The following is a 3,341-nucleotide window of genomic DNA, read 5'->3' on the forward strand; positions in this document are numbered from 1 at the left end:
CGGAGCAGGCTACGCCGGCCGGCCGGCGCGGGGGGGACACGGGGGTTGCGGCGCTGGTCCGCAGGAAGCGGGGGGGAGGGCCGAAGGCTGGCGGGCCGTCCGGACGCACGGGCACGGGAGGCCGAGGGGAGGACGGCGTGCGCGGGGCGGGGCGGGACCGGCGCACCGGCCGCCGTACGCGGGCCGGTTGCGCGCCCCGTGCGCCAACGCGCCCGCCCCGCGCGGCAAACGGACGGCGGCTGCTCCTCTTCCCCACTCGTATCACCCGCCCCTAGTCTGGTGAGTGAGCGCACCGCGACGAAGAGTCACCGGAAGGGGAAGCCGGTGGGCGGCGCGGGCGGAAGGTACAGGTGGGTCATGGCTGCTGCTGGCGAGAGGCCTCTCAACGAGGTCAAGTTCCTGACCGTGGCGGAGGTCGCCTCGGTGATGCGCGTGTCGAAGATGACCGTGTACCGCTTGGTGCACAGCGGTCATCTGCCGGCGATCCGGGTGGGCAGGTCCTTCCGGGTTCCGGAGCAGGCGGTGCACGAGTACCTCCGCGACTCCTTCGTGGGGGTGGAGAGCGCGTAGCCGGCGGGGTTCCGCGACCACCCTCGGATTACGAGCGCGGCGCTCGGGCGGGTACGCTAGGCCGACGTAGGTCGTGTGGGCCCAGACGCCCCGCACCGAGTGAAGAGAAGTGAGCGAGGGTAGTCGTGGGCTCTGTTATCAAGAAGCGGCGCAAGCGGATGGCCAAGAAGAAGCACCGCAAGCTGCTCAAGCGCACCCGTGTGCAGCGTCGCAACAAGAAGTAGTGGTCTCCCCCGCGGTCGCGGGGGAGTGCTGCGCCGGCCCCGCGTCGGCGGCCCCGGATCCATGTGACCGGGGACCCGCCGGAGTGACGCGCAGGTCCGGCTGTGCGACGTACGCGCCGCGTCATCGCGGCCCTTCCACCGAAGTGGTGGAAGGGCCGCGATGCTGTTTTCCGGCCCGCGCGGTCCGCCGGGGCGTGTGCGGCGGTCGTCACAGTCGGGCGGTCGCGCGCTACGGTGGCGGCTTGGGACGAGGAGCGAGCGGAGGGCGCTGATCGTGGGGAAGGTCGTACTCGTCACCGGCGCGGCCCGGCAGCTCGGCGCGCGGTTCGTCCGCCGCGTCCAGCGCGACGCGGGCGTGGAGAGGGTCGTCGCGGTGGCCGCCGAGGCGCCCGCGCACGACCTGGGCGAGGCGCTGTTCGTGCGCGCCGACATCCGCCAGCCGACGATAGGGCGGGTGCTCGCCGAGTACGGCGTGGACACCGTCGTCCACCTGGACGTCACCGGGACCCTGGGGGCCGGCGGCCGGACGGCCGTCAAGGAGACCAACGTCATCGGCACCATGCAGTTGCTCGGCGCGTGCCAGAAGTCGCCGGCCGTGCAGCGCCTGGTGGTGAAGTCCACGACCAGCGTGTACGGCTCCGCGCCGCGCGACCCGGCGGTCTTCACCGAGGCGACCCCGCCGAAGTCGCTGCCGGGCGGCGGCTTCGCCAAGGACGCCGCCGAGGTCGAGGGCTATGTGCGCGGCTTCGCCCGGCGCCGGCCGGACGTCGCGGTGTGCGTGCTGCGGTTCGCCAACATCCTGGGCCCGGCCGCGGACACCCCGTTCGCCGAGTACCTGTCGCTGCCGGTGCTGCCGACGGTCTTCGGCTACGACCCGCGGCTCCAGTTCGTGCACGAGGACGACGTGCTGGACGTGCTGCGGATCGCGGCGAGCGAGCCGCGCCGGGCCACCCTCAACAGCGGCACCTTCAACATCGCCGGGGACGGGGTGCTGACCCTCTCGCAGTGCTCCCGGCGGCTGGGCCGGCCCACCGTGCCGGTGCCGCTGCCCGCGGTCCGCTGGGTGGGCACCGCGCTGCGCACGGTCGGCGCGAGCGACATCTCGCCGGAGCAGATCCGGCTGCTGACGCACGGTCGGGTGGTCAGTACCGTGCAGATGCGGGAGACCCTCGGGTTCACCCCCGCGTACACGACGGCGGAGGCGTTCGCGGACTTCGCCCGCAGCCGGGGCCCGGGGCTGCTGCCGCCGGACACCCTGGGCCGGGCGGTCGACCGGGTCGCCGACCGGGTCGGGGAGCGGCCCGGCGCGGCGGCGGGCAGCACGCACAGCGGCGGATGAGGAGCGCGATTCACGATGGCGGACGCCAAGGTCATTCCGTTCGACGACGACCGGTCGCGGCCCGGCGGGCCGCGCGGGGCGCGCCGCAGGTCCGCGGCCGGGCCCGCGCGCGGCGGGCCGGCCGCCCCGGTCAGCGCGCTGCCCGGGGCGGACCGGCCGGACGCCGGTGACGCGCCCGAACCGCCCGCCGGGCCGCCGGCGGTGGCGGGCGACTGGGAGCGGCGGATCGCGGGCGGGCTGTCGTTCCTGCGCCGGCGGCTCACCGGCGAGTACGAGGTGGACGAGTTCGGCTACGACGAGGAGCTGACCGACCAGGTCCTGATGTCGCTGCTGCGGCCGCTGTACGAGAAGTACTTCCGGGTCGAGGTGAAGGGCATCGAGAACATCCCGGACCAGGGCGGGGCGCTGGTGGTGGCCAACCACTCCGGCACGCTGCCGCTGGACGGGCTGATGCTCCAGGTCGCGGTGCACGACAACCATCCGGCCGGGCGGCACCTGCGGCTGCTGGCGGCGGACCTGGTGTTCGTACTGCCGGTGGTCAACGAGCTGGCCCGCAAGGCCGGGCACACCCTGGCCTGCGCGGAGGACGCCGAACGGCTGCTGGAGCGCGGCGAGGTGGTCGGGGTGATGCCGGAGGGGTTCAAGGGCATCGGCAAGCCGTTCGGGGAGCGGTACAAGCTCCAGCGGTTCGGCCGGGGCGGCTTCGTTTCGACCGCGCTGCGGGCCGGGGTGCCGATCGTGCCGTGCTCGATCGTCGGGGCGGAGGAGATCTACCCGATGGTCGGCAACGCCCGGACGCTGGCCCGGCTGCTGGGCTTCCCGTACTTCCCGCTGACCCCGACCTTCCCGTGGCTGGGCCCGCTGGGTCTGCTGCCGCTGCCGACGAAGTGGACGATCCAGTTCGGGGAGCCGATCCCCACCGACGGCTACACCCCGGAGGCGGCGGAGGACCCGATGCTGATGTTCAACCTGACCGACCAGGTGCGCGAGCAGATCCAGCACACGCTGTACAAGCTGCTGGTGCAGCGGCGGTCGGTGTTCTTCTGAGCGGTGCCCCGGACGGGCGACGGCCCTGACGTACGACGGCGGTGGGCGCCCTCCTGGTCGGGAGGGCGCCCACCGCCGTCTCGGGTCGCCGCCGCTCGGCTAGGGAGCCTCGTCCTGTTCGAAGCCGAGGCCGGGGATGATGCCGGGAAGCAGCGGGGGGA

The 3,341-nt window shown here is 73.9% G+C and carries 4 protein-coding genes; all 4 read left to right on the forward strand.

The features are described from left to right. Nucleotides 1-357: 357 nt before the first annotated feature. The 4 genes from C6N75_RS23930 to C6N75_RS23945 all read left to right on the forward strand — a co-directional run bounded on the left by C6N75_RS23930 (nucleotide 358) and on the right by C6N75_RS23945 (nucleotide 3,180). Nucleotides 358-570 carry a helix-turn-helix domain-containing protein gene (locus C6N75_RS23930; RefSeq protein ID WP_105870973.1) on the forward strand — a complete coding sequence of 71 codons (213 nt, stop codon included), beginning with the start codon at nucleotides 358-360 and terminating at the stop codon, nucleotides 568-570. A 125-nt stretch (nucleotides 571-695) separates the two neighbouring features. Further along, a complete protein-coding gene (locus tag C6N75_RS23935) occupies nucleotides 696-794 on the forward strand; it encodes a 30S ribosomal protein bS22 (RefSeq protein ID WP_003948845.1) in 99 nt (32 codons plus the stop codon). Nucleotides 795-1,068: 274 nt separating this feature from the next. Beyond that, nucleotides 1,069-2,133, forward strand: coding sequence for an NAD-dependent epimerase/dehydratase family protein (locus C6N75_RS23940; RefSeq protein WP_105870971.1), 1,065 nt, complete (start codon nucleotides 1,069-1,071; stop codon nucleotides 2,131-2,133). A 15-nt stretch (nucleotides 2,134-2,148) separates the two neighbouring features. Then, entirely contained in the window at nucleotides 2,149-3,180 is a 1,032-nt protein-coding gene (locus tag C6N75_RS23945) for a lysophospholipid acyltransferase family protein (protein ID WP_105870972.1), read from the forward strand. Nucleotides 3,181-3,341: the final 161 nt, after the last annotated feature.

The sequence above is a fragment of the Streptomyces solincola genome (assembly GCF_002982015.1).
GTDB classification, from domain to species: domain Bacteria; phylum Actinomycetota; class Actinomycetes; order Streptomycetales; family Streptomycetaceae; genus Streptomyces; species Streptomyces solincola.